Annotated in this window: 18 protein-coding genes; all 18 read left to right on the forward strand. The window is 65.3% G+C overall.

Annotated elements, in window-relative coordinates; all coding sequences use genetic code 11:
• Window positions 1-86 precede the first annotated feature (86 nt).
• The 18 genes from NRG23_RS16060 (at window position 87) to ureC (ending at window position 19,923) form a co-directional block, all read left to right on the forward strand.
• Entirely contained in the window at window positions 87-434 is a 348-nt protein-coding gene (locus NRG23_RS16060; RefSeq protein ID WP_051423570.1) for a DUF2946 domain-containing protein, read from the forward strand.
• Window positions 435-525: 91 nt separating this feature from the next.
• Window positions 526-2,661: a TonB-dependent copper receptor gene (locus tag NRG23_RS16065; protein ID WP_257375060.1), complete on the forward strand. Its 2,136-nt coding sequence runs from the start codon at window positions 526-528 to the stop codon at window positions 2,659-2,661.
• A 144-nt stretch (window positions 2,662-2,805) separates the two neighbouring features.
• Window positions 2,806-4,188, forward strand: coding sequence for a PepSY domain-containing protein (locus NRG23_RS16070; RefSeq protein WP_257375061.1), 1,383 nt, complete (start codon window positions 2,806-2,808; stop codon window positions 4,186-4,188).
• A 171-nt stretch (window positions 4,189-4,359) separates the two neighbouring features.
• Window positions 4,360-6,486, forward strand: coding sequence for a TonB-dependent siderophore receptor (locus tag NRG23_RS16075; RefSeq protein WP_257375076.1), 2,127 nt, complete (start codon window positions 4,360-4,362; stop codon window positions 6,484-6,486).
• A 105-nt stretch (window positions 6,487-6,591) separates the two neighbouring features.
• The gene (locus NRG23_RS16080) at window positions 6,592-7,380 is read left to right on the forward strand and encodes an ABC transporter ATP-binding protein (protein ID WP_257375062.1); all 789 of its coding nucleotides are present in this window, start codon (window positions 6,592-6,594) and stop codon (window positions 7,378-7,380) included.
• Window positions 7,377-8,348 carry an ABC transporter substrate-binding protein gene (locus tag NRG23_RS16085; protein WP_257375064.1) on the forward strand — a complete coding sequence of 324 codons (972 nt, stop codon included), beginning with the start codon at window positions 7,377-7,379 and terminating at the stop codon, window positions 8,346-8,348. The genes NRG23_RS16080 and NRG23_RS16085 overlap by 4 nt, the downstream gene beginning before the upstream one ends.
• A complete protein-coding gene (locus NRG23_RS16090) occupies window positions 8,345-9,355 on the forward strand; it encodes an iron ABC transporter permease (protein ID WP_038630492.1) in 1,011 nt (336 codons plus the stop codon). The genes NRG23_RS16085 and NRG23_RS16090 overlap by 4 nt, the downstream gene beginning before the upstream one ends.
• Window positions 9,356-9,701: 346 nt before the next feature.
• The gene (gene urtA, locus NRG23_RS16095; RefSeq protein WP_009046748.1) at window positions 9,702-10,967 is read left to right on the forward strand and encodes an urea ABC transporter substrate-binding protein; all 1,266 of its coding nucleotides are present in this window, start codon (window positions 9,702-9,704) and stop codon (window positions 10,965-10,967) included.
• Between the two features lie 176 nt (window positions 10,968-11,143).
• Window positions 11,144-12,646 carry an urea ABC transporter permease subunit UrtB gene (urtB, locus tag NRG23_RS16100; protein WP_101281732.1) on the forward strand — a complete coding sequence of 501 codons (1,503 nt, stop codon included), beginning with the start codon at window positions 11,144-11,146 and terminating at the stop codon, window positions 12,644-12,646.
• Window positions 12,646-13,725, forward strand: a complete 1,080-nt coding sequence (gene urtC, locus NRG23_RS16105; RefSeq protein ID WP_135006224.1) for an urea ABC transporter permease subunit UrtC — start codon at window positions 12,646-12,648, stop codon at window positions 13,723-13,725. Before urtB ends, urtC begins: the two co-directional genes overlap by 1 nt.
• Window positions 13,722-14,582, forward strand: a complete 861-nt coding sequence (gene urtD / locus NRG23_RS16110) for an urea ABC transporter ATP-binding protein UrtD (RefSeq protein WP_257371414.1) — start codon at window positions 13,722-13,724, stop codon at window positions 14,580-14,582. The genes urtC and urtD overlap by 4 nt, the downstream gene beginning before the upstream one ends.
• 113 nt (window positions 14,583-14,695) lie before the next feature.
• Complete coding sequence (gene urtE / locus NRG23_RS16115; protein ID WP_038582467.1) at window positions 14,696-15,394, forward strand: urea ABC transporter ATP-binding subunit UrtE; 699 nt, start codon at window positions 14,696-14,698, stop codon at window positions 15,392-15,394.
• A 30-nt stretch (window positions 15,395-15,424) separates the two neighbouring features.
• Complete coding sequence (locus tag NRG23_RS16120) at window positions 15,425-16,264, forward strand: urease accessory protein UreD (RefSeq protein WP_016703751.1); 840 nt, start codon at window positions 15,425-15,427, stop codon at window positions 16,262-16,264.
• A 130-nt stretch (window positions 16,265-16,394) separates the two neighbouring features.
• Window positions 16,395-16,697: an urease subunit gamma gene (gene ureA, locus NRG23_RS16125; RefSeq protein WP_007927275.1), complete on the forward strand. Its 303-nt coding sequence runs from the start codon at window positions 16,395-16,397 to the stop codon at window positions 16,695-16,697.
• A 9-nt stretch (window positions 16,698-16,706) separates the two neighbouring features.
• On the forward strand, window positions 16,707-17,240 hold the full coding sequence (locus NRG23_RS16130) for a GNAT family N-acetyltransferase (protein WP_009046742.1): 534 nt from the start codon (window positions 16,707-16,709) through the stop codon (window positions 17,238-17,240).
• Window positions 17,241-17,246: 6 nt separating this feature from the next.
• Window positions 17,247-17,780 (forward strand): N-acetyltransferase, encoded by a 534-nt coding sequence (locus NRG23_RS16135; protein ID WP_257371415.1) that lies wholly within the window; start codon window positions 17,247-17,249, stop codon window positions 17,778-17,780.
• Complete coding sequence (locus NRG23_RS16140) at window positions 17,777-18,082, forward strand: urease subunit beta (protein ID WP_009046740.1); 306 nt, start codon at window positions 17,777-17,779, stop codon at window positions 18,080-18,082. Before NRG23_RS16135 ends, NRG23_RS16140 begins: the two co-directional genes overlap by 4 nt.
• Before the next feature lie 140 nt (window positions 18,083-18,222).
• Complete coding sequence (ureC, locus tag NRG23_RS16145) at window positions 18,223-19,923, forward strand: urease subunit alpha (RefSeq protein WP_028683716.1); 1,701 nt, start codon at window positions 18,223-18,225, stop codon at window positions 19,921-19,923.
• Window positions 19,924-20,061: the final 138 nt, after the last annotated feature.

The raw sequence follows: 20,061 nt of genomic DNA on the forward strand, positions 1-20,061 counted from the left end.
TGAACTCCCCGCGCTCGCCTGGCACCCGGCGATCCGTGCGCACGCCCCTGAAAGTACGGCGCGGCAGCTGGATCAGCCTGTTCGCCATGCTGATGATCTTTATCGGCCCACTGATTTCCCAGTCGATGCCGATGGATCAGGCCATGCCGATGAACCTGTCCATGTCGATGGACATGGGCGAGCCCGGCTGCCACGGTGAAACCCCACACGGCGCAGAGCACGGCAAGGTCCAGGGCGAACACCATGCGCTCTGGGAAAAGTGCGGTTATTGCAGCCTGCTGTTCAACTGCCCGGCACTGCCTGGCAGCCTGTCGTTCACGGCGCTCGACAGTTCGCCGTCCAGCCACTTCCTCACCCCCTCGCCGCGCCTGGGCCATGCCCGGCAGACGGTGTTCCCCGGTGCCCGGACCCGCGCCCCGCCAGTCATTGCGTAAACCCCTCAACCGCACTTCACCCGGCCGACTGTAGAAAAGACAGCCGCAGGCTGCTGGCCGTGTTGTTTACGAAATGATTGATGGAACCTTTATGTCCAGGTTTTCTGCTGACACTCGCCTGTGCTCTGCCCAGGCCTGCGCTACCTTTGCCCTGAACGAACCTCGCGTACGTTTCAGCCATGCCATCGCCGTCCTGTGCGGCGCCCTGCTCACGCCACTGGCCCTGGCGGCCGAACAGCCGGTGGATCACAGCCAGCACGGCGAAGAACTGAGCCCGACGGTGATCACCGCCATCGCCCCCAGCTCGCCGCTGACCGTGGTCACCAACCCCAAGGATCCGCGCCAACCGGTCCCGGCCAGCGATGGCGGCGACTACCTGAAAACCATCCCCGGCTTCGCCCTGGTGCGCAACGGCGGTACCAACGGCGACCCGGTGCTGCGCGGCATGTTCGGCTCGCGCCTGAACATCCTCACCAACGGCAGCATGATGCTCGGCGCCTGCCCCGGCCGCATGGACGCGCCGACCTCCTATATCTCGCCGGAAACCTACGACAAGCTGACGGTGATCAAGGGCCCGCAAACCGTGCTCTGGGGCCCGGGCGCTTCGGCCGGGACCATCCTCTTCGACCGCGAACCGGAAAACTTCGGCGAGCTGGGCACCCGGGTCAACGCCAGCGTCCTGGCCGGCTCCAACGGCCGCTTCGACAAGGTGGTGGATGCCGCCGCCGGCGGGCCGCTGGGCTACATGCGGGTGATTGGCAACCAGGCCCATTCCGACGACTACAAGGACGGCAACAACGACACCGTGCCGTCGCGCTACGAGAAGTGGAACGGTGACGTCGCCGTCGGCTGGACCCCGGACGCCGACACCCTGCTGGAACTCACCGCCGGCAAGGGCGACGGCGAAGCGCGTTACGCCGGGCGAGGCATGGACGGTTCGCAGTTCAAGCGCGAAAGCCTGGGGCTGCGTTTCGAGCGCTCCAATATCGGCGAGGTACTGGATAAGGTCGAGGCGCAGGTCTACTACAACTACGCCGACCACGTGATGGACAACTACACCCTGCGCACGCCGTCCGGCACCGGGATGATGGCCGGCCCGATGGCCAGCAACGTCGACCGCCGCACCCTCGGCGCGCGGATCAAGGCCACCTGGCGTTGGGCCGACGTGCAGTTGATCAGCGGTATCGATGCGCAGACCAACGAGCACCGCCAGCGCAGCGCCATGGGCATCGACACCTACAAGGACCAGCCCCGCACCAAGGACGCCGACTTCCACAACTACGGCGCGTTCGGCGAGCTGACCTGGTACGCCGCCGACCGCGACCGGCTGATCAGCGGCGCCCGGGTGGACCGCGCCTCGGCCAAGGATTACCGCCAGCGCATCGGTTCCGGAATGATGAGCCGGCCCAACCCGACCGCTGGCGATACCCGCGCCGACACCCTGCCCAGCGGTTTCATCCGCTACGAGCATGACCTGGCCGACAGCCCGACCACGGTCTATGCCGGCCTCGGCCACGCGCAACGCTTCCCGGATTACTGGGAGCTGTTCTCGCCGAAAATGGGCCCGGCCGGATCGCTCAACGCCTTCGATTCGATCAAGCCGGAAAAGACCACCCAGCTCGACTTCGGCCTGCAATACAAGACCGCCGAACTGGAAGCCTGGGCCTCGGGCTACATCGGCCAGGTACGCGACTACATCCTGTTCAACTACCGCCCGGGGATGATGGGCATGACCTCGCAAGCCGAGAACATCGACGCCCGCATCATGGGCGGCGAACTCGGCGCGGCCTACAAGCTGACCGACAACTGGAAGGCCGACGCCACCCTGGCCTATGCCTGGGGCAAGAACAGCAGTGACGGCACGCCATTGCCGCAGATGCCGCCGCTGGACGCGCGTTTCGGCCTGACCTACAGCGAGGACAACTGGAGTGCCGGCGCCCTGTGGCGGGTGGTGGCGGCGCAGAACCGCATCGACGAAAACAAGGGCAACGTGGTCGGCAAGGACTTCGGCAAGAGCGGCGGCTTCGGCGTGTTCTCGCTCAACGGCGCCTATCGGATCAACAAGAACCTGAAGGTCAGCACCGGCGTCGACAACCTGTTCGGCAAGGCTTACGCCGAGCACCTGAACCTGGCCGGCAACGCCGGGTTCGGCTACCCGGCCAATGACCCGCAAGCCATCAACGAACCGGGGCGCACGCTCTGGACCAAGGTGGACCTGAGCTTCTAAACACAACAAGAAATGGAGCCGCTGCCGACAGGCTGCGATAAGGCCGAAGGCCTTCAGCGATCTTGAATACGCTGCGGCCGTTGGGGCCGATCGCAGCCTTCGACAGCGGCTACAGAGACAATTGCCCATGCGGAGCATTCCCTGATGAGCCAACCCAAAGTGTCGTTCTACAACCTGGCCTGGCGCTGGCATTTCTACGCCGGGCTGTTCGTAGCCCCTTTCATGGTGATGCTGTCCCTGACCGGGATCATCTACCTGTTCAAACCCCAGCTCGACCAACTGATGTATAGCCACCTGCTGCAGGTACCGGCGGGGCACCACATCCTCAGCGCCGATGCGCAGCTCCAGCGGGTCCAGGCCGCGTATCCCCAGGGCCACGTCAAACAGTACCTGCCGCCGCTCGAAGCCGGGCGCAGTGCGCAGTTCGTGGTGCAGCAGGAAGGTGGCGAACTCAATGTGTTCGTCGACCCTTACCACGGCACTATCCTTGGCGAGCAGGACGCCAAGAACAATCTGCAAGCTATCGCCCGGGCCATTCATGGCGAGCTGATGATTGGCACCCTCGGCGACCGCCTGGTGGAGCTCTCGGCAGGCTGGGGCATCGTCCTGGTGGTGTCCGGGCTGTACCTGTGGTGGCCGCGCGGCAAGTCGTCGGCCGGGGTGTTGTGGCCACGCCTGGGCAACCGCGGCCGCGTGCTGTGGCGCGACCTGCATGCCGTGGTCGGCTTCTGGGGCGCGGCGTTCCTGCTGCTGATGCTGCTCAGCGGCATGACCTGGACCGGCTTCTGGGGCAAGCAATACGCCGAGCTGTGGAACCGCTTTCCGGCGGCGATGTGGAATGACGTGCCCAAGTCCGACCAGCAGGCTGGCGAACTCAACACCGCCAGCCGCCAGACCGTGCCCTGGGCCATGGAGAACACGCCGCTGCCGATGTCCGGCGACCACGCCGAACACATGGCCCACGGCGCCGCGCACGAAGGTCCGGCGGCGCCCGTGATCAGCCTGCAGCAGGTGCAGGACATCGCCACCCAGCGCCAGGTCGAAGCCGGTTACAGCATCACCCTGCCGACCACCGCCAGCGGCGTGTTCACCATTGCCGTGTTCGCCGACGACCCACGCAACGACGCCACCCTGCATGTCGACCAATACACCGGCAAGGTCCTGGCCGATGTGCGCTGGCAACAGTACAGCAACGTCGCCCGCGCCACCGAAGTCGGGGTGATGCTGCACGAAGGCAAGATGTTCGGCCCGTTCAACCAGATCGTGGTGCTGCTGATCTGCCTGATGATTCTGCTGAGCGCCGTCAGTGGCCTGGTGATCTGGTGGAAGCGCCGCCCCCAGGGACGCCTTGGCGTACCGCCGCTGCGCCACGACCTGCCGAAATGGAAAACCGCGATGGCGATCATGTTGGCGCTGGCCGTGGCCTTTCCCCTGGTCGGGGCCTCGCTGGTGGCCGTGTGGCTGCTGGATCGCTTGCTGTTGTCGCGCTGGAACCGCTCGACTGAATCGGCCTCATCTTCATCATGAATCAGGCGAGATGCGCGGTTTAGAGGGATCTGTAGACTGCTGTCGCTTCAATTTCCGACACGCATAATGTTACCTTGTAACACTTTCGTGTAAGATCCCTACCCGCAGCGCCAAGGCCGCGGGTATTCCTTTCGAAGAAGCGATTCAACCGCCCCAATGAACTGCCCCTCAATAAATAAGTACCTTGCGTCCAGCCTCTGCCTGCTGGCCCTGAATCACTCCGCCCAGGCCGACGACGCACCGCTGACGCTGCCCACCGGCACCATCAGCGCGCCCGCCATCGACGCCCAGGACATCAGCCTGCAAACCCCGACCACCGCCGGCTCGCGCCTGGGCCTGAGCGCCCTGGAAACCCCGGCCAGCACCGAGAGCCTGAGCGGCGAGCGCATTCGCCAGCGTGGCGACCGCAGCGTGCAGGACGCGGTGTCGCGCGGCACCGGGATCAGCCGTACCGGCACACCCGGCGACGGCGGCACTTCGTTGTCGGCCCGTGGTTTTACCGGCCAGGGTTCGGTGATGCAGTTGTATGACGGCAATCGCCTGTACAGCGGCATGGGCACCGTGACCTTCCCGGTGGACACCTGGTCGGTGGAACGGGTGGATGTGCTGCGCGGCCCGGCCTCGGTGCTGTATGGCGAAGGCGCCACCGGCGCGGTGGTCAACGTGATTCCGAAGAAACCCTTCGCCGGCGAAATCGAAAACCACCTGCGCCTCGGCTACGGCTCCTACGACAGCCAGCAGCAGGCCCTCGACAGCGGCGGCTCGCTGAGCGACACCCTGAGCTATCGCCTGAACCTCAACCGCCTGCGCAGCAACGGCTGGATCGATCGCGGCGACAGCGCCAGCGACTTCATCAGCGCGGCGCTGCGCTGGCAGGCCACGGACGACCTGGCCTTCACCCTCGCCCACGACTACGGCGACCAGCAGCCGATGAATTATTTCGGCACCCCGCTGGTCAATGGCCGCTTCCATGAGGGCCTGCGGGACAAGAACTACAACATCGGCAACGACAAGCAGCACTACAACGATCAGTGGACGCGCCTGACCAGCGAGTGGCAGCTCTCCGACAGCGTCAGCGCCAGCAACGAGCTGTATTACCTCAAGGCCCAACGGCGCTGGCAGAACGCCGAAAACTACAACTGGGACACCGCCGGCCAGCAGCTTCTGCGCAGCGGCAACTTCGCCATCAAGCACCAGCAGGAGCAGGTCGGCGATCGCCAGACCTTCACCTTCAAGCACAGCCTGTTCGGCCTCGACAGCCAGACCCTGGCCGGGGTCGATTACAACCGCATCCGCTTCCAGCTCAACAGCAACTCGCCGTTCAACGATGCGCTGCCGGATGGCCAGCCGCTGGATCTGCAACACCCGGACAAGGGCCGTTTCGACAGCGCCTCGGCCTATCGCCCGCAGTTCCAGAGCACCACCAAGCAGATGTCGGCCTTCGCCGAAAACCGTACCCAACTGAGCGAGCGCTGGTCGCTGGTGACCGGCGTGCGCCGCGACTATGTGCAGGTGGATCGCGACAACCTGGTGGACGGCAGCCAGAGCGACAAGACCCTGACCGGCAACAACTGGAAGGCCGGCCTGGTGTTCGCCCTGACGCCGGACACTTCGTTCTACGGCCAGTACGCCACCAGTACCGACGGTGTCGGCGGCCTGATTTCCCTGAGCCCGAGCCAGCAGCAATACGACCTGGCCCGCGCCCGGCAGAGCGAGATCGGCCTCAAGCAGATGTTCTGGGACCAGCGCGGTGAGTGGACCCTGGCGGCCTATCACATCGTCAAGAAGAAGCTGCTGACCGACGACCCGGGCAACCCGACACTCAAGCAACAGGTCGGCCAGCAGTCGTCACGCGGCCTGGAAGCCAGCCTCGACCTGCAACTGCCGCACGCCTGGCAGCTGCAAGCCAACGCCGCCATCGTCAAGGCCCAGTACGACGACTTCGAAGAGCAGGTCGGCAACCGGTTCGTCTCGCACAGTGGCAATCGCCCGGTGGACGTGCCGCGGCGCACCGCCAACCTGTGGCTGAACAAGGCCGTGACCGATAACCTGCGGGCCGGCGCCGGGGTGCGTTATGTCGATGCCCGTTATGCCGACCTGGCCAACCGCAACGAACTGCCCAGCTACACCGCGGTCGATGCGGTGCTGTCGTGGAAAGCCCTGCGCAACACCACCTTCGGTTTGCAGCTGAACAATCTGTTCGACCGGCAGTACGCGCAAAGCCAATACAATGAGGGCCAGCAATGGATCCTCGGCGAACCGCGGTCGTTTTTCGTGACCGCCGATTATCAGTTTTGAGCCGATGGCCCCATCGCGGGCAAGCCTCGCTCCTACAGAGCGGGCGGCGATCCGACTTGCCCGCGACGACGCCTGTCGCATCACCCCGTATTCAAGAGCAACCGCATGACCTCGCTGAACCTCACCAACCTGGCCTGGACGCCCCTGGGCCAGGGCCACTGTCATCACCAGTTCCAGTTGCGTGAGGCCAGCCTGCGCGTGGCGCCGGGGGAATTCGTCGGGCTGATCGGTCCCAACGGCAGCGGCAAGACCAGCCTGCTGCGTTGCAGCTATCGCTTCAGCCGGCCGGACCAGGGCGAAGTCCGGCTCGATCACTACAACGTCTGGAAACAGACGCCGCGCTGGTGCGCGCAACGCATCGCCGTGGTGTTGCAGGAGTTTCCCGAGGCCTTCGGCCTGACCGTCGCAGAAGTGGTCGCCATGGGCCGCACGCCGCACAAGGGCCTGTTCGACAGCGACAGCGCCGCAGACCGCGCCATCGCCCGCCAGGCGCTGGAGTCGGTGGGCCTGCTGGGTTTCGAGGCGCATGCCTTCGCTACCTTGTCCGGCGGGGAAAAGCAGCGGGTAATCCTGGCCCGCGCCCTGGCCCAGCAACCGCAACTGCTGATCCTCGACGAGCCGACCAACCACCTCGACCCACGCTACCAACTGGAGCTGCTGCAACGGGTCAAGCGCCTGGGCATCGGCACCCTCGCCAGCATCCATGACCTGAACCTCGCCGCGGCCTTCTGCGACCGCCTGTACGTGATCGATCACGGGCGCATCGTCGCCAGCGGCACGCCGGCCGAAGTGCTGACCCGCGAACTGCTGCAGCAGGTATTCGGCGTCCAGGCCCTGGTCGACCAACACCCGCTGTCCGGCTACCCACGAATCACCTGGATAACCCAACCATGACCCTGCGCGTCTCACTCAACAGCCTGTTTCGCTCCAGCCTGTGCCTGGCCCTGTCGCTGCTCGCCGGCCAGGCCTGCGCCGAAACCACCCGTTACCCGCTGACCGTCCACAGCTGCAACCGCGAGGTGACCTTCAAGGAGGCGCCGAAACACGCCCTGAGCCACGACATCAACATGACCCAGATGATGCTCGCCCTCGGCCTCAAGTCGCGCATGGTCGGCTACAGCGGCATCAGCGGCTGGAAGGCGGTGACGCCCGAGATGCGGACCCTCCTCGACGGCCTGCCGGAGCTGGCGGCCAAGTACCCGTCGGTGGAAACCCTGCTCGACGCCAATGTCGATTTCTTCTTCGCCGGCTGGGACTACGGCATGCGCGTCGGCGGCGACCTGACCCCGCAGACCCTGACGCCGCTGGGCATCAATGTGCTGGAGCTGACCGAGTCCTGCGCCTTCGTGATGAAGCGCCCGCCGGCCAGCCTCGACGACACCTACAACGACCTGCGCAACCTGGGGCAGATCTTCGATGTACAGGACCGCGCCAACCAATTGATCGCCGACATGCAGCAACAGGTCGCCGCGATCCAGCAGGACCTGCCCACGGAAAAACCTCGGGTGTTCCTCTACGACAGCGGCGAAGACCGCGCCATGACCTCCGGCCGCCTGGGCATGCCCCAGGCGCTGATCGACGCCGCCGGCGGACGCAACATCCTCGACGATGTGGAGGCCAGCTGGACCCGGGTCAATTGGGAAACCGTGGTCGAGCGCAACCCGCAGGTGATCGTGATCGTCGACTACAGCGAGATCAGCGCCGAACAGAAGCAGCAGTTCCTGCTCAACAACAAGGCGCTGCAATCGGTGGACGCGATCCGCAACCAGCGCTTTATCGTGATCCCCTACGTGCAGGCCACGCCGGGCATCGATAACGTCGAAGCGGTGCAAACCCTGGCCAAGGGTTTCCACGGCGCATGATCGATCGTCGTTATGCCTTGCTGCTAACTGCCCTCGGCGCGTTGTTGCTGGCGTCCTGCGTACTGTCCCTGGGTTTCGGCTCGGCGCGGGTGCCGGTGGACGTGGTCTGGCGGATCCTGCTGCACAAGGCCCTCGGCCTGGGCGAGGTGGACTGGAGCGCCGGGCAGGAACATATCGTCTGGCTGATCCGCGTACCGCGCATGCTGCTCGGCGCCCTGGTCGGCGCCGGGCTGGCCTTGATCGGCGCAGTGCTGCAAGCGGTGACGCGCAATCCGCTGGCCGACCCGCACCTGCTCGGCGTGACCTCCGGCGCCACCCTGGGCGCGGTGATCGTGGTGCTGCATGTGGGTGAAATCGTCGGCCTGCTGACCCTGCCCATCGCCGCCTTTATCGGTGCCCTGGCGAGCATGTTGCTGGTGCTTGGCATCGCCGCGCGCCATGGCCGGCTCGACAGCGACCGCCTGCTGCTGTGCGGGGTGGCGGTGTCCTTCGTGATGATGGCGGTGGCCAACCTGCTGCTGTTCATGGGCGACCACCGCGCCAGCTCGGCGGTGATGTTCTGGATGCTCGGCGGGCTGGGCCTGGCGCGCTGGGAACTGCTGGCGGTGCCGGCGGCCAGCGTGCTGCTCGGGCTGGTCCTGCTGCTGGGCATGGCGCGGCCGTTGAACGCGCTGATGGCCGGCGAGCAGACCGCGGTGACCCTCGGTTTGAATGCCCGCAACGTGCGGCTGCGGGTGTTCCTGATCGCTTCGCTGATGACCGGGGTGCTGGTGTCCATCAGCGGTTCCATCGGCTTCGTCGGGCTGATGGTGCCGCATATCGCCCGGCGTCTTGTGGGCGCCGAGCATCGTCGGCTGTTGCCGGTGTGCGTGCTGCTGGGCAGCGTGTTCCTGGTCTGGGTCGACGTCGCCGCCCGCACCCTGATCGCCCCCGAAGACCTGCCCATAGGCGTGGCCACGGCGGCCATTGGCGGGTTGTTTTTCATCGGCCTGATGCGCCGCCGCTGAAAAAGCTTCCGTAGGAGCGAGCGGGCGGAGGCTGCCCTGTAGCCTCTGCCGTAGGCTGCGATAAGGCCGAAGGCCTTCGGCGATCTTGAAGCCTTGCGCGCCCTTCGGTCGCGATCGCAGCCTGCGGCAGCGGCTACAGGGCCAGTCATCATCAGCACCAACGAAGCGCATTCGCCCGCACCAAAGACGCCTGATGGCCCCGCATTGGTGCGCCAGCCCTCTCCCCCTATCCGTAAAAGCGACGTTTTCATGCCCTGTGCCGACTAGGCACACCCCTTGCAAAACAGCCCTTCAGTAGTCCGCATCTGCCAACCAAGAAAACTCATAAGTTCATGGAGATCGCACAATGAAGCGTCGCAGCTTGATCAAGGCTTTCACACTCACGGCAAGCATTGCCGCGATGGGCATGACCTGGACCGTCCAGGCCGCCGAGACCATCAAGGTCGGCATCCTGCATTCGCTGTCGGGGACCATGGCGATCTCCGAAACCTCGCTCAAGGACATGGCGCTGATGACCATTGACGAGATCAACGCCAAGGGCGGCGTCAACGGCAAGAAGCTCGAGGCGGTGGTGGTCGACCCGGCGTCGAACTGGCCGCTGTTTGCCGAGAAAGGCCGCCAGCTGCTGACCCAGGACAAGGTCGCCGTGGTGTTCGGCTGCTGGACCTCGGTGTCGCGCAAGTCGGTGCTGCCGGTGTTCGAGGAACTCAACGGCCTGCTGTTCTACCCGGTGCAATACGAGGGCGAAGAGATGTCGCCGAACGTGTTCTACACCGGCGCGGCGCCTAACCAGCAAGCGATCCCGGCGGTGGAATACCTGATGAGCGAAGACGGCGGCAGCGCCAAGCGCTTCTTCCTGCTCGGCACCGACTATGTCTACCCGCGCACCACCAACAAGATCCTGCGCTCGTTCCTGCATTCCAAGGGCGTGGCCGACAAGGACATCGAAGAGGTCTACACCCCGTTTGGCCACAGCGACTACCAGACCATCGTCGCCAACATCAAGAAATTCTCCGCCGGCGGCAAGACCGCAGTCATCTCCACGGTCAACGGCGACTCCAACGTGCCGTTCTACAAGGAACTGGCCAACCAGGGCCTGAAAGCCACCGACGTACCGGTGGTGGCCTTCTCCGTGGGCGAGGAAGAACTGCGCGGCATCGACACCAAGCCGCTGGTGGGCAACCTCGCGGCCTGGAACTACTTCGAGTCCGTGGAGAACCCGGTGAACCAGAAGTTCGTCGCCGACTGGAAAGCCTACGCCAAGGCCAAGAAGCTGCCGGGCGCAGATAAAGCCGTGACCAACGACCCGATGGAAGCCACCTACGTCGGCATCCACATGTGGGCCCAGGCGGTGGAGAAAGCCAAGTCCACCGACGTCGACAAAGTCCGCGAAGCCCTGGCCGGCCAGACCTTCGCCGCGCCGTCGGGCTACACCCTGACCATGGACAAGACCAACCACCACCTGCACAAGCCGGTGATGATCGGCGAGATCCAGCCGGACGGTCAGTTCAATGTGGTCTGGCAGACCGAAGGCCCGATCCGCGCCCAGCCGTGGAGCCCGTTCATCCCGGGCAACGACAAGAAGCCGGATTACGCGGTGAAGAGCAACTGATCCTGACCTCAGGTCTGACGCCTTCCCTGTAGGAGCGAGCTTGCTCGCGATCGACCGCGAAGCGGTCGCAAGAGCAATCACCGCTGGAGGTCCTGCGGGCCTCATCGCGAGCAAGCTCGCTCCTACAGGTGTCCGGGTGTACCGCGAGGTCATCCGGACCTTTCAAGGACATCGATATGCCCACTGCCCTCTACCGTTTCATTCTCGCCTGCCTGCTGTTGCTGCCCTTGGCTGCCAGGGCCGGCGATGCCGAAGACTTCGTCGCGGCCAACGCCACGCAACAGGCCAGGCTCCTGGAAAGCTGGGCCGCGCAACCCGACCCGGCGCGCCTCGAACTGCTCGGCGCCTTGCAGCAAGGCCAGCTGACCGTCGATGGGCAAGCCAAGACCTTGCGCCTGAACAATCGCCTGCGCGGCCTGATCGACACCGCTATGGCCAGCCATCAATTGCTCGCCAGCGATGCCAACATCCGTCTGGCCGCCGCGCAGCAGTTGCAGAAAAGCGCCAAGCCGGCGCAGTTGAAATTCCTCGATGCCAGCCTGGAGGCCGAACAGGACCAGGCCGTGCATGACGCCCTGAGCCTGGCCCTGGCCAACCTGCAACTGGTGGACAGCGACCCGGCCGTGCGCCTGGCCGCGGTACGCCTGCTGGGTGAAACCGGCGACCCGCTGGCCCGCACCCGCCTCGAAGGTCTGCTCGAACCCGGGGTGGAAGCCGATGCCGGGGTGCGCACCGCTGCCGAAACCAGCCTGGCCCAGGTCAAGCGCAAGCTGTTGGTGGGCGAAGTGCTCGGCCAGGCCTTCAGCGGCATGTCCCTGGGTTCGATCCTGTTGCTGGCGGCCCTGGGCCTGGCGATCACCTTCGGCCTGCTCGGGGTGATCAACATGGCCCACGGCGAGATGCTGATGCTCGGCGCCTACTCCACCTACATGGTGCAGTTGCTGTTCCAGCGCTACGCCCCGCAGGCCATCGAGTTCTACCCGCTGATCGCCCTGCCGGTGGCGTTCTTCGTCACCGCCGGCATCGGCATGGCCCTGGAACGCACGGTGATCCGCCACCTCTACGGCCGGCCGCTGGAAACCCTGCTCGCCACCTGGGGCATCAGCCTGATGCTGATCCAGCTGGTGCGCCTGGTGTTCGGCGCACAGAACGTCGAGGTGTCGAACCCGGCCTGGCTGTCCGGCGGGATCCAGGTGCTGCCCAACCTGGTGCTGCCCTACAACCGCATCGTGATCATCGCCTTCGCGCTGTTTGTCGTCGTCCTCACGTGGCTGCTGCTGAACAAGACCCGCCTGGGCCTGAACGTGCGCGCGGTCACCCAGAACCGCAATATGGCCGCCTGCTGCGGCGTGCCCACCGGCCGGGTGGACATGCTCGCCTTCGGCCTCGGCTCCGGCATCGCCGGCCTCGGTGGCGTGGCCCTGAGCCAGATCGGCAACGTCGGCCCGGACCTGGGCCAGAGCTACATCATCGACTCGTTCCTGGTGGTGGTGCTCGGTGGCGTCGGCCAGCTGGCCGGTAGCGTGTTCGCCGCATTCGGCTTAGGGGTAGCCAACAAGATTCTCGAACCGCAGATCGGTGCCGTGCTCGGCAAGATCCTGATCCTCGCGCTGATCATTCTGTTTATCCAGAAACGTCCGCAAGGCCTCTTCGCATTGAAAGGACGGGTGATCGACTGATGAATCAACCATTACTCATTACCGCCAGCCAGAAAGCCGGGCCCAAGGTCTCGGTCGCCGTCGGCGCGCTGATCCTGGTGCTGCTGCTGGCCCTGCCGCTGCTCTCGCTGCTGGCGCCGGACAACCCGCTGCACGTCTCGGCCTACACCCTGACCCTGGTGGGCAAGATCCTCTGCTACGCCATAGTCGCCCTGGCCCTGGACCTGGTCTGGGGGTATGCCGGGCTGCTGTCCCTGGGCCATGGCCTGTTCTTCGCCCTCGGCGGCTATGCCATGGGCATGTACCTGATGCGCCAGGCCGCGGGGGACAGCCTGCCGGCGTTCATGACCTTCCTTTCGTGGACCGAGTTGCCCTGGTACTGGAGCGGCACCAGCAGCTTTCTCTGGGCGATGTGCCTGGTGGTGCTCGCGCCGGGCTTGCTGGCGCTGGTGTTCGGTTTCTTCGCCTTCCGCTCGCGGATCAAGGGCGTGTATTTCTCGATCATGACCCAGGCCCTGACCTTCGCCGGCATGCTCCTGTTCTTTCGCAACGAGACCGGCTTTGGCGGCAACAACGGCTTCACCAACTTCCGCACCATCCTCGGCTTCGGCATCACCGAGCCGGGCACCCGCGCGGTGCTGTTCCTGGCCACCGTGCTGTTGCTGGTGGCCAGCCTGTACATCGGCTGGCGCCTGGCCCGGAGCAAGTTCGGCCGGGTGCTGACCGCGCTGCGCGATGCCGAGAACCGCCTGATGTTCTGCGGCTACGACCCGCGCGGCTTCAAGCTGTTCGTCTGGGTGTTGAGCGCGGTGCTCTGCGGCCTGGCCGGCGCCTTGTACGTGCCGCAGGTAGGCATTATCAACCCCAGCGAAATGTCGCCGACCAACTCCATCGAGGCCGCCGTATGGGTCGCCCTGGGCGGTCGCGGCACGCTGATTGGCCCATTGCTCGGCGCCGGCGTGGTCAACGGCATGAAGAGCTGGTTCACCGTGGCCTTCCCGGAATACTGGCTGTTCTTCCTCGGCGCGCTGTTTATCGTCGTGACCCTGTACCTGCCCAAGGGCGTGATCGGCTTGCTGAAGAAAAGGGGCGAATCATGAGAATCACACCGACGGCCGACTTCATGCTCGAGCCCATCCTCGAACCCAATAAGGACGCGGGTAGCAGCCGCGACGCCATCGGCCTCGGCCAGGCCGCCGGCAAGGGCCTGAACACCCGCCACGGCACCATCCTGACCCTGGAAGACATCAGCGTCAGCTTCGACGGTTTCAAGGCGCTCAACGACCTCAACCTGTACATCGGCGTCGGCGAACTGCGCTGCATCATCGGCCCCAACGGCGCGGGCAAGACCACCCTGATGGACGTGATCACCGGCAAGACCCGACCCACCCACGGCAAGGCCTGGTTCGGCGAAACCCTGGACCTGACGCAGATGAGCGAGGTGCAGATCGCCCAGGCCGGGATCGGCCGCAAGTTCCAGAAGCCCACGGTGTTCGAGGCCCTGAGCGTGTTCGAAAACCTGGAGCTGGCGCAGAAGACCGACAAGTCGGTGTGGGCCAGCCTGCGGGCGAAACTCTCCGGCGAGCAGAAGGACCGCATCGACGAAGTGCTGGAAACCATTCGCCTGACCGCCTCGGTGGAGCGCCAGGCCGGCCTGCTGTCCCACGGCCAGAAGCAGTTCCTGGAGATCGGCATGCTGCTGATGCAGGACCCGCAACTGCTGCTGCTCGACGAGCCGGTGGCGGGCATGACCGACGCCGAGACCGAGTTCACCGCCGAGCTGTTCAAGCGCCTGGCGGGCCAGCATTCGCTGATGGTGGTGGAGCACGACATGGGCTTCGTCGGCTCGATCGCCGACCACGTCACCGTGCTGCACCAGGGCAGCGTGCTAGCCGAAGGGTCGCTGGAACAGGTGCAGGCCGATGAACGTGTCGTTGAAGTCTATTTGGGCAGATGATCGGCCAGCTTCAAGCCGCAAGCTTCAAGCGGCAAGTGAACAGCAAAGCCACATCCCCCGCCCTTACTTGCAGCTTGAAGCTTGCCGCTTGAAGCCCTACTAACGGAGTTCCAATGCTACAAGTCCAACACCTGCACCAGTACTACGGCGGTAGCCACATCCTGCGGGGCCTGAGCTTCGAGGTGAAGGTCGGCGAGGTCACCTGCCTGCTCGGGCGCAACGGGGTGGGCAAGACCACCCTGCTCAAATGCCTGATGGGCCTGCTGCCGGCCAAGGAAGGCGCGGTGAACTGGGAAGGCCGGGCGATCACCGCCTACAAGCCCCATCAGCGGGTACACGCCGGTATCGCCTACGTGCCCCAGGGCCGGGAAATCTTTGGCCGCCTGACCGTGGAAGAAAACCTGCTGATGGGGCTGTCGCGTTTCCCCGGCTCCGAAGCCAAGGAAGTGCCGGCCTTTATCTACGAGCTGTTCCCGGTGCTGCTGCAAATGAAACAACGGCGCGGCGGCGATCTGTCCGGCGGCCAGCAACAACAGCTGGCCATCGGCCGCGCCCTGGCCAGCCGGCCACGGCTGCTGATCCTCGACGAGCCCACCGAGGGCATCCAGCCGTCGGTGATCAAGGAGATCGGCGCGGTGATCAAGAAACTCGCGGCACGCGGCGACATGGCGATCCTGCTGGTGGAACAGTTCTACGACTTCGCCGCCGAACTGGCCGATCAGTACCTGGTGATGTCCCGGGGCGAAATCGTCCAGCAGGGCCGCGGTGAAAATATGGAAGCCGAGGGTGTACGCGGACTGGTTACGATCTAACCTGTAACGTCCCGACATTAAGCACGAATCATGAATCTGCCTGCCCACACCGCCCTGTTCACCCCCAGCTGGCATGCCGAGCTGGAACTCGGCTACGCCCGCTTTGGCGACAGCACGCGCCCGGTGCAGCGCCGGCACAAGGGCCCGCTGCGGGTGCAGAAGCATCTGTACGCCGAAGGCCCCGAAGTCTGCCAGCACATCATCGTGCATCCGCCCGGCGGGATTGCCGGCGGCGACCGCCTGCAGATCCGCGCCAGCGTCGAGCGCGATGCCTGGGCGCAACTGACCAGCCCCGGCGCCGCCAAGTGGTATCGCGCCACCGGGCCGGCCTATCAGACCCTGGACTTGAGCGTCGCCGCCGGTGCCACCCTGGAATGGCTGCCCCAGGAAACCATCGTGTTCAGCGCCGCCCAGGCCGAGTTGAGCACCCGCATCGAGCTGCAAGGCGACGCCCGGCTGTTCTACTGGGACCTGGTGGCCCTCGGCCGCCCCGCCAGCGACGAACGCTTCGACCTCGGGCATTTCCAGTCGCACCTGGACATCCGCCGCGACGGCCAGTTGCTCTGGCACGAACGCCAGCGCATTGTCGGCGGCGACGGCTTGCTCGACTCACCGATCGGCCTGGACGGCCAGCCGGTCTTCGCCACCTTGCTGGCCACCGGCGAGATCGACAGCCCGTTGCTGGAACGCTGCCGCGCACTGCCTCATGCCGTGCGCGGCGACCTGACGCAACTGCCCGGCCTGTTGGTGGCCCGCTGCCTGGCCAGCGAAGCGCTGCTGGCCCGCGCCTGGCTGATCGACCTGTGGCGCCTGCTGCGCCCCGCCCTGCTGGGCCGCGAGGCGCTGCCGCCGAGGATCTGGAGCACATGAATATCCATGTCCCTGTAGGAGCGAGCTTGCTCGCGAAAAACGCCAAGTCACCGCGCTCCTTCAGGCAGTACGCATTATCGCTAACACTTTTCGCGAGCAAGCTCGCTCCTACAACAACGGATTGCCAACGATGGACCTGACCCCACGCGAAAAAGACAAACTGCTGATCTTCACCGCCGGCCTGGTGGCCGAACGACGCCTGGCCCGGGGGGTGAAGCTCAATTATCCGGAAGCCATGGCCTACATTTCCGCGGCGCTGCTCGAAGGCGCCCGCGACGGCCAGACCGTGGCCGAGCTGATGCACTACGGCACCACCCTGCTGACCCGCGAACAAGTGATGGAAGGCATCCCGGAGATGATTCCGGAAATCCAGGTGGAAGCGACCTTCCCCGACGGCACCAAGCTGGTCACCGTCCATCAACCGATCGCCTGAGGCCACGCCATGACGTATTCCATCCGCGATGCCGTGCATGCCGACCTGCCGGCGATCCGCGATATCTATAACGACGCCGTGCTCAACACCACGGCGATCTGGAACGAGCAGGCCGTGGACCTGGGCAATCGCCAGGCCTGGTTCAGCGCCCGCCAGGCCCAGGGTTATCCGGTGCTGGTGGCGGTCGACGCCGACGACAGCGTGCTCGGTTATGCCTCGTTCGGCGACTGGCGGCCCTTCGACGGCTTCCGCCATACCGTCGAGCACTCGGTCTATGTGCGCAACGACCAGCGCGGCAACGGCCTCGGCCCGCGCCTGATGCAAGCGCTGATCGAACGCGCCAGGACCTGCGACAAGCACGTGATGGTCGCGGCCATCGAAAGCGGCAATGCCGCCTCGATCCGCCTGCACGAACGCCTGGGCTTCGTCACCACCGGACAGATGCCGCAAGTGGGCACCAAGTTCGGGCGCTGGCTGGACCTGACGTTCATGCAGCTGACCCTCGATCCGGGGGCGCTACCGCCCACTATCCACAAGGAGTGATACCCGATGAACGCTGCCCAACTGCGTCGAGTCCATGCGGAGAGCTTTGCCCACTATCGCCAGGGGTTGATTGATCTGTTGTTCGACGCCGTGGGCCACGGCGCCTCGGTGGGTTTCATGGCCGACCTCGACGAGGAACAGGCCCGCGCCTACGTCAACAGCGTCCAGGCCAGCGTGGCCGACGGCAGCCTGTTGCTGTGGGTGGTGGTGCAGGACGAGCGAGTCCTGGCCAGCGTGCAACTGACGCTGTGCCAGAAGCCCAACGGCCTCAATCGCGCCGAAGTGCAGAAGCTCCAGGTGCGCCACGACGCCCGCCGCCGTGGCCTGGGCCAGCAGTTGATGCACGCCGTGGAGCTCGCGGCGCGCCAGCACAAGCGCGGCCTGCTGCACCTGGACACCCAGGCTGGCTCGGACGCCGAAGCCTTCTACAGCGCCCTCGGCTACACCCGCGTCGGCGAACTGCCGAACTACTGCCAAAGCCCGGACGGCACCTACACCCCGACCGCCATTTACTTCAAGACTCTGGGGCAACCCGTATGATTCCAGGCCAATACCAGATCCAGCCCGGCGACATCGAACTCAACGCCGGCCGCCGCACCCTCAGCCTGAGCGTCGCCAACAGCGGCGACCGGCCGATCCAGGTGGGCTCGCACTATCACTTTTTCGAAACCAACGACGCCCTGACTTTCGACCGCGCCGCCAGCCGAGGCATGCGCCTGAACATCCCGGCCGGCACCGCCGTGCGCTTCGAGCCGGGGCAGACCCGCGAGGTGGAACTGGTGGACCTGGCCGGGCATCGCCGGGTGTTCGGTTTCGCCGGGCGGGTCATGGGCGACCTTTGAGGTGTATTGCCTGTTCTGACGCCATCGCGGGCAAGCCTCGCTCCTACAAGGGAATGCGATCAAATGTAGGAGCGAGGCTTGCCCGCGAATAGCGAGCTACGCGAGCGGTCTCAAATCCAATTGAATCCCAAGGCAAGCACATGAAGATTTCAAGACAAGCCTACGCCGACATGTTCGGCCCCACCGTCGGCGACAAGGTGCGCCTGGCCGACACCGAGCTGTGGATCGAAGTCGAGAAGGACTTCACCACCTACGGCGAAGAAGTGAAGTTCGGCGGCGGCAAGGTGATCCGCGACGGCATGGGCCAGGGCCAGCTGCTCGCGGCCGAGGTGGTCGACACCCTGATCACCAACGCGCTGATCATCGATCACTGGGGCATCGTCAAGGCCGACGTCGGCCTGAAGGACGGACGCATCGCCGCCATCGGCAAGGCCGGCAACCCGGACATCCAGCCCGACGTGACCATCGCCGTCGGCGCCAGCACCGAAGTGATCGCCGGCGAAGGCATGATCCTCACCGCCGGCGGCATCGACACCCATATCCACTTCATCTGCCCGCAGCAGATCGAAGAGGCGCTGATGAGCGGCGTCACCACCATGATCGGCGGCGGCACCGGGCCGGCCACCGGCACCAACGCCACCACCTGCACCTCCGGGCCCTGGCACATGGCGCGCATGCTCCAGGCGGCGGACTCGTTCCCGATGAACATCGGCTTCACCGGCAAGGGCAACGCCAGCCTGCCAGAGCCTCTGATCGAGCAGGTCAAGGCCGGGGCCATCGGCCTCAAGCTCCACGAAGACTGGGGCACCACCCCGGCCAGCATCGACAACTGCCTGAGCGTCGCCGACCAGTACGATGTGCAGGTGGCGATCCACACCGACACCCTCAACGAGTCGGGCTTCGTCGAAACCACCCTCGGCGCCTTCAAGGGCCGCACCATCCACACCTACCACACCGAAGGCGCCGGCGGCGGCCACGCCCCGGACATCATCAAGGCCTGCGGTTTCCCCAACGTGCTGCCGAGCTCGACCAACCCGACCCGGCCGTTCACCCGCAACACCATCGACGAACACCTGGACATGTTGATGGTCTGCCACCACCTCGACCCGAGCATCGCCGAGGACGTGGCCTTCGCCGAAAGCCGCATCCGCCGCGAAACCATCGCCGCCGAAGACATCCTCCACGACCTGGGCGCCTTCTCGATGATCAGCTCCGACAGCCAGGCCATGGGCCGGGTCGGCGAGGTCATCACCCGCACCTGGCAGACCGCCGACAAGATGCACCGCCAGCGCGGCCCGCTGCCGGGCGACGGTGCCGGCAACAGCAACTTTAGGGTCAAGCGCTACATCGCCAAATACACCATCAACCCGGCGATCACCCACGGCATCAGTCATGAAGTGGGCTCCATCGAAATCGGCAAATGGGCCGACCTGGTGCTCTGGCGCCCGGCGTTCTTCGGGGTCAAGCCGACGCTGATCCTCAAGGGCGGGGCCATCGCCGCCAGCCTGATGGGCGACGCCAACGCCTCGATCCCGACCCCGCAGCCGGTGCATTACCGGCCGATGTTCGCCAGTTACGGCGGCAGCCGGCACGCCACCAGCCTGACCTTTATCAGCCAGGCCGCGCTGGAGGCCGGGGTGCCACAGCAACTGGGGCTGAAAAAGCAGATCGCAGTGGTCAAGGGTTGCCGCAACGTGCAAAAGACCGACCTGATCCACAACGACTACCTGCCGGCTATCGAGGTCGACCCGCAGACCTATCAGGTCAAGGCCGACGGCGTGCTGCTGTGGTGCGAGCCGGCGGACGTGTTGCCGATGGCGCAGCGCTACTTTCTGTTCTAGAAACCTGGATCCAACGGGCGCCCATGCGGGCCGCCCAACGGTCAGCAAAGCCGGACGTCTTGCTGTGTTGAACGGATCAATCGCGGCTAGAATTCGACAGGCCGTCCTCACTCTTGCTGCCTGACAAGGTTCCCGGCC

It is taken from the genome of Pseudomonas sp. T8 (assembly GCF_024610635.1).
GTDB lineage: Bacteria > Pseudomonadota > Gammaproteobacteria > Pseudomonadales > Pseudomonadaceae > Aquipseudomonas > Aquipseudomonas chlororaphis_I.